Here is a 6,125-nt window from a genome sequence, read left to right on the forward strand (position 1 = left end):
TAGTCGCCCCCTCCTACTCGATCGGAAGAACATCCCTTTTTACGTGGAAATCATGTATGAGGAGGATTTTTCAATATATTTTGATGTAAAACGCTGAGCGGAAAAAAGCGAGTGTGGGACAGAGTGGAGTTCGTCCGTTTCGCCAAAGCTTACTTCCCTGTTACCGAAAATTATTTTGCAAGTTGGCTCAGGCTGTAACCAAACGAGTGGGGCTCTCGTACCTATAAGTGCGAGAGCTTACAAGCAAGCTATAAGTACCTTACAAAAGTGTAAGCTTCTTGAAATATAACTCGATGGTTCCTGCCTCTGATCCGTTTTACAATGAGATCAACTCATACGGATCACGAAATGGGAGATCGATTATGACTACTGCACTCATTTATGCGAAACCAAACCAAAGACAAATTTACGAAGATTATTCCGCCAAAATATACCGCTATTTCCGCTACCGCGTAAAGAACATCTGGGACGTGGAAGACCTGACAACGACTGTGTTCATCAAAGTATACTCGAAGCTGGATCAATACGATGGCCGCCATCCTTTTGGGGCATGGATTTTCCGCATCGCGCATAATGCCCTGATTGACCACATGCGCAAAAAACGGGAATGCCCGGTTGATCAGGACACTTTCAGCACAATGGCTGCGACTGACAAGCTGCCGGAGGAGTGCCTGCTGACGCAAGAAACGACGGAGGGACTGTGGCAAAAGGTACACACCTTGACGACAGATCAACGCAACGTGATTTCTTTGCGCTATCTCGCTGATTTGCGTATGAACGAGATTGCCGAGATTTTGGGCAAGACAGAGGCTTCAGTCAAAATCTTGCATTTTCGCGGGATCAAAAAACTTCAGCAAATGATGGATGCAAAAGCTTGAAGGCGGATGACAATACCGCCTTTTTTTGTTGGGCGAAAACGGGCGTGGCGTGATTCGGACAGCTTGGCGCAGTTGGCGTTGCCGAGTTTTCTAGTGGTATAGTAGAGAGAGGAAGAATTAGGAGATTCGCGATGAGAGGAGTATAAGCTGATGTCGACAATCATGATTGTGGAAGACGACCCGAAGATCAACCAGCTTTTGCAAGAACAGCTGGAAAAATACGGATTTCAAACGGTCAACGTCGAGCATTTTGACCGCGTCATGGATGTGTTCATAGACAGGCGGCCCGATCTGGTACTGCTGGATGTGAACTTGCCCAAGTTTGACGGCTTTTACTGGTGCAGACAGATGCGGCAGGAGTCCAACTGCCCGATTTTGTTTATTTCCGCGCGGGAGAGCAAGATGGATCAGGTCATGGCGCTGGAAAATGGCGCAGACGACTACATTACCAAGCCGTTCGACTACGATGTGGTGCTGGCGAAAATTCGCAGCCAGCTGCGCCGCGCATACGGACAATACGCGCCGCAGGAAGGGGAACGCACGGTAGAGGTTGCGGGACTGAAGCTGTTTTTGGAGCGGATGGAGCTTTCGATGAACGATACGAAGATCGAGCTGAGCAAAAAAGAGGCGCTGCTGCTGGAAGCGTTGATGAATCAATACCCGCGCGTCGTGAGCAGGGAGCGCTTGTTGGAAAAGCTGTGGGACGAGCAATTCGTCGATGAAAACACGTTGAACGTGTACATCACGCGTGTGCGCGGAAAGCTGAAAGACATCGGGCTGGAAGGAGCCGTCGAGACTGTGCGCGGTTCGGGCTATCGTCTGCGAGCGACCTGGGAGGATGGGCAATGAAGCTGTTCCTCAGGGATCAATGGGCCTTTGCCGCCTTTTTTCTCGTTCAGCTGTTTTTGCTGATTTTGATTTTCGCCATGGACGGCTACTGGAACGAATCCTTGGTTATTTACGTGATGTTTTTGTCCGTGTTTTTTGCCGGAGCTTTTCTGGTCGTGCGTTATTTGACCCATCGGTTGATTTACCAGCGCTTGAGCAAGCCGGTAGAAACGTTGGAGGAGCTGACGCAGACGTACGGAAACGCAGCGCTTTGCCGCGCCTTGGACGAGAAAAGCCTGGAGCAGTATCGGCTGTACAAGGAGCAGCTGCATGCGTACGAGAACAAGCAGCGCGATTACACGACGTTTATCCAGCAATGGGTGCACCAGATGAAAACGCCGATCTCCGTCATCCATTTGCTGCTGCAAAATGAAGATGATCCGAAATCGGAGAGCGTGCGTGAAGAAATCGACCGGATCAAGCGCGGCTTGGAAACAGTGCTGTACATAGCGCGGCTGGACCGCTTTGAACAGGACTTTTTGATCGAGCCTGTGGCGATTCGCACATTGACGCAAAACGTGCTGGCGGAAAACAAGCGGTTGTTTATCCGCAATCAAGTGTATCCAGAGCTGAAAATAGAAGAGAACTGGCGAGTGGAATCCGACGACAAATGGCTTTCGTTTGTGTTGAACCAGCTTTTGACCAACGCGGTTCGCTATTCGGCGGGGAAAAGCAACAAGGTGACGATCCGGGCGTACGAACGCGGGCAGCATGTCATCCTGGAAGTGCAAGACTACGGGATCGGCATACCAGCTGAGGATATCAGACGGGTGTTCAAACCGTATTTTACCGGGGAAAATGGCCGCAAGTATCCTGAATCGACCGGGATGGGCCTGTACTTAGTCAAGGAAATTTGCGGACGGCTGCACCATGGCGTGGAAATGGACTCCGAAGTGGGCGAGGGCACGACAGTCCGCCTTGTCCTGTCTGCGGTGGTGCCAACCTTACAAGAACGTAAGGATGATGAAAGTTAAATCGATAGTTGAAAAACGTGCGCCCTCGTATAGTGAAAAGTGGGATGTCAGAGGAAAGGGGAAAGACGCATGGAAATGCTTGCGGTGAACAGTCTGAGTAAAATATACGGAGGCAAAGTGACATACCGCGCGTTGACCGATATCGATTTTTCGATTCGCAAAGGAGAATTTGTCGGTATCATGGGTCCATCCGGCAGCGGGAAAACGACGCTTTTAAATATGATCTCCACGATTGACTCTCCTACATCGGGGGCTGTTCTCTTGAATGGAACGAATCCGCACTTGTTGAAAAAAGACAAGCTGGCGCTCTTCCGTCGCCGCGAGTTGGGCTTTGTGTTCCAGGATTTCAATTTGCTCGATACCCTGACGATTGGTGAAAATATCGTTTTGCCGCTTACGCTGGAAAACGTCAAAGTTCAGACGATGGAAGAAAAGCTGCAAAATGTGGCTACGAAGCTGGGAATTTTGGACATTTTGGATAAGCGTACATACGAGGTATCCGGCGGGCAGCGTCAAAAGACCGCCATCGCTCGCGCTATCATCCACTCCCCTTCGCTGCTTTTGGCCGACGAGCCTACGGGAAACCTCGATTCCAAGTCTTCGCGAAATGTCATGGAGACTTTGGAAGCGATCAATAAAGCGGACAATACGACGATGATGATGGTGACGCACGATGCCTTGGCAGCCAGCTACTGTCATCGGGTCATTTTTATCAAAGACGGGCAGTTGCATAACGAAATGTACCGGGGAGAGAACCGTCAGGCGTTTTTCCAAAAGATTATTGACGCGCTATCGTTTTTGGGAGGGAACACCTATGACCTTTCGACAATTCGCGTGTAATAATGTTTTGCGCAATAAACGTACTTATGCTGCCTTTTTCATGAGCAGCGTGTTCTCTGTCATGATCTTTTTCGTCTACGCCATGTTCATTTTCCATCCGGGAATTGTCGGCGAGGAGATTCATGAATCAGTAGCGACCGGGATGATCGTAGCGGAATACGTCATCTTTCTGTTTTCGTTCTTTTTCCTCTTCTACTGCGTGGGAGCGTTTTTGAAAAAGCGGGAAAAGGAATTTGGGATTTTGTTCATGCACGGCATGACTCCGATGCAGCGCAATGTGCTCATCTGCATGGAAAACATGCTGATCGGGGTCGTCTCCATCGCGTTTGGGATCGGTCTTGGGATGGTGCTGGCCAAGCTGTTTTTCCAGTTTGCGGGCTTTCTGCTCGATGTGAAGGCATTGGGTTTTTATCTGCCCTGGAAAGCGATAGGGCTGACAGTGGTGGCGTTTCTTATTTTGTTCGCGGCGATCTCACTGTTTACTGTGCTGTTGCTCAGAAGCCGCAGCCTGCTTGAACTGTTGCAGGGGAGCCGCCGTCCCAAGCGGGAGCCTAGCGCGTCGATCGTGCTGTCGCTCGTAGCGGTTGCCTTGCTCGGAATGAGCTATTGGCTTGCCCTGACAGCAGACGGCATCTACGTGGTGGCGCTTGTGTTGCCGGTGACCGCTTTGACAGTGGTAGGAACGTACTTGCTGTTTACACAGCTGAGCGTGATCCTGATTGAATATTTGAAGAAGCGTCGAGCGATTTACTGGCGGCGCACGAATCTCCTGACGCTATCTGACCTGGCGTACCGGATGAAAGACAACGCGAGAATGTTTTTCCTGGTCTGTATCGTTTCGACGGTCGCCTTTTGTGCGATTGGGACGTTGGCTGCCTTGGCAGGTTCGATCCAGGAGACAGTCGTGAAGACGAATCCGTTTGCGTTTGAATACCAGAGCAAAGCAGGCAATCCTGACAAGGACGCGCATTTGCAGTTGATTGAAAACAGCTTGCAGCAAGGCGGCTTTTCTTTTGAAAAATATCAGGTGTCCATGCGCGTGCTGCCAGAGGCTCCGAATATGGAGAGAATCGGGGTCGTAAAGCTGTCCGATTACAACCGCATCGCCGTGGCCGCCAATTCGCGCGAGCTGAAAATGGCCGAAAACGAAGTGTTTTTGCTGCTCTTGTGGTTTGATGACGCTGTGAAGCAAAAGACGTTGCGCGTGGGCAACCAGGAGCTGATCGTCAAAACGGATACGAAAATGAACCCGCTGATCAGCGGCATCGATTTTGAGCGTCTGGCCGTCGTGCCGAACAAGGTGTACGATCAACTGACCAATTTGCGGGAAGAACAGCGCTTTGCCTATGATGTGCCGCGGTGGAAGGACACGCAGGACATCAGTCTCAAGCTGATTGATGAAATCGAGCATCGGAACGATATACATTCCTTTGCCGCCCGTGCTCCCCTCTATCACCAGATGAAACAGATGGCAAACACCGGGCTGTTCATTGGGCTGTTTGTAGGGGTTCTGTTTTTCGTAGCAGCAGCGAGCTTTTTGTATTTCCGGCTGTACACGGACTTAGAAAATGACAAGCGGCATTATGGAGCGATTGCCAAGATCGGGCTGACGGATGCGGAGTTGACGAGAATTGTCACGACGCAGATCGCGCTGTTGTTTTTCGTACCGATACTGGTTGCGATCATCCATAGCATCGTGGCGTTTGTTTCGTTGCAGAGCCTGCTCAAAATCATGCTCATCGCCTCCGTCGTCAAGCCGACTGCCATCGTGTTGTGTAGCTTCGTCATCGTTCAGGCGATTTACTTTTGGGTCATCCGCAATCGGTACTTGTTCCATTTGAAGCGGTCGATGAACCGAATCTAGTGCTAGTGTGCAAAAGGTGTCCGGGAGCGGGCGCCTTTTTTGCGCGTCTGAATAAGTCGGCAAAGCGATGAGCGAGTTTGGCTAATGCAAGTACACAAACTGGCATAGGATATAGAAGGAGCGCAAAGCGAGGAGGGAAAGGCATGGAACAGGAAACATGGATGGAGCATGCCGTCAATCTGGCGTTGGACAATGTAACAGCCAGCCGTGGCGGGCCTTTTGGCGCGATAGTCGTGAAGGACGGGCAAATTGTCGGGCGAGGCCGCAATGAAGTGACGGCGACGAACGATCCTACCGCGCATGCGGAGGTTCAGGCGATTCGCGAGGCGTGTCAGAAACTGGGGACTTTCCAGTTGGACGACTGCGAGCTGTACACGAGCTGCGAGCCGTGTCCGATGTGCTTGGGGGCGATTTACTGGGCGCGTCCGCGGGCCGTGTACTACGCTTGCACAAAAGAAGACGCAGCGCGTGTCGGATTCGATGATCAGTTCATTTATGAGCAAATCATGTTGCCGCATGAGCGCAGAAGCATTCCTTTTCGCCAGATGGAGCTGGAGAATCGGCAAGGTCCGTTTCTGGCTTGGGAGCAATCGGAAAAGCGGATCGAATATTGAACGGGTGGTGCTTGGTCGTTCAGCCATTTCCTACGGGGAGTGGCTGTTTTTTTGGTGCGCCCAGCAT

General features: G+C 51.1%; 6 protein-coding genes. All 6 read left to right on the forward strand.

Annotation, left to right across the window (positions count from 1 at the left end; all coding sequences use genetic code 11):
* Positions 1-362: 362 nt before the first annotated feature.
* The 6 genes from DEP07_RS25720 (at position 363) to DEP07_RS25745 (ending at position 6,058) form a co-directional block, all read left to right on the forward strand.
* A complete protein-coding gene (locus DEP07_RS25720) occupies positions 363-878 on the forward strand; it encodes a sigma-70 family RNA polymerase sigma factor (protein ID WP_122965610.1) in 516 nt (171 codons plus the stop codon).
* A 150-nt stretch (positions 879-1,028) separates the two neighbouring features.
* Positions 1,029-1,727, forward strand: coding sequence for a response regulator transcription factor (locus DEP07_RS25725; protein ID WP_063229601.1), 699 nt, complete (start codon positions 1,029-1,031; stop codon positions 1,725-1,727).
* Positions 1,724-2,740 carry a sensor histidine kinase gene (locus tag DEP07_RS25730; protein ID WP_217022672.1) on the forward strand — a complete coding sequence of 339 codons (1,017 nt, stop codon included), beginning with the start codon at positions 1,724-1,726 and terminating at the stop codon, positions 2,738-2,740. The genes DEP07_RS25725 and DEP07_RS25730 overlap by 4 nt, the downstream gene beginning before the upstream one ends.
* 69 nt (positions 2,741-2,809) lie before the next feature.
* Positions 2,810-3,580, forward strand: coding sequence for an ABC transporter ATP-binding protein (locus DEP07_RS25735; RefSeq protein WP_122965608.1), 771 nt, complete (start codon positions 2,810-2,812; stop codon positions 3,578-3,580).
* Entirely contained in the window at positions 3,555-5,444 is a 1,890-nt protein-coding gene (locus tag DEP07_RS25740) for an ABC transporter permease (protein ID WP_242772855.1), read from the forward strand. The genes DEP07_RS25735 and DEP07_RS25740 overlap by 26 nt, the downstream gene beginning before the upstream one ends.
* 143 nt (positions 5,445-5,587) lie before the next feature.
* Positions 5,588-6,058, forward strand: a complete 471-nt coding sequence (locus DEP07_RS25745; protein ID WP_063229597.1) for a nucleoside deaminase — start codon at positions 5,588-5,590, stop codon at positions 6,056-6,058.
* Positions 6,059-6,125: the final 67 nt, after the last annotated feature.

It is taken from the genome of Brevibacillus sp., from assembly GCF_003521185.1.
GTDB lineage: Bacteria > Bacillota > Bacilli > Brevibacillales > Brevibacillaceae > Brevibacillus > Brevibacillus parabrevis.

Coding starts and splice junctions, on each gene's coding strand:
- DEP07_RS25720 (WP_122965610.1), top strand. CDS start 363: ATGACTACTGCACTCATTTATGCGAAACCAAACCAAAGACAAATTTAC.
- DEP07_RS25725 (WP_063229601.1), top strand. CDS start 1,029: ATGTCGACAATCATGATTGTGGAAGACGACCCGAAGATCAACCAGCTT.
- DEP07_RS25730 (WP_217022672.1), top strand. CDS start 1,724: ATGAAGCTGTTCCTCAGGGATCAATGGGCCTTTGCCGCCTTTTTTCTC.
- DEP07_RS25735 (WP_122965608.1), top strand. CDS start 2,810: ATGGAAATGCTTGCGGTGAACAGTCTGAGTAAAATATACGGAGGCAAA.
- DEP07_RS25740 (WP_242772855.1), top strand. CDS start 3,555: ATGACCTTTCGACAATTCGCGTGTAATAATGTTTTGCGCAATAAACGT.
- DEP07_RS25745 (WP_063229597.1), top strand. CDS start 5,588: ATGGAACAGGAAACATGGATGGAGCATGCCGTCAATCTGGCGTTGGAC.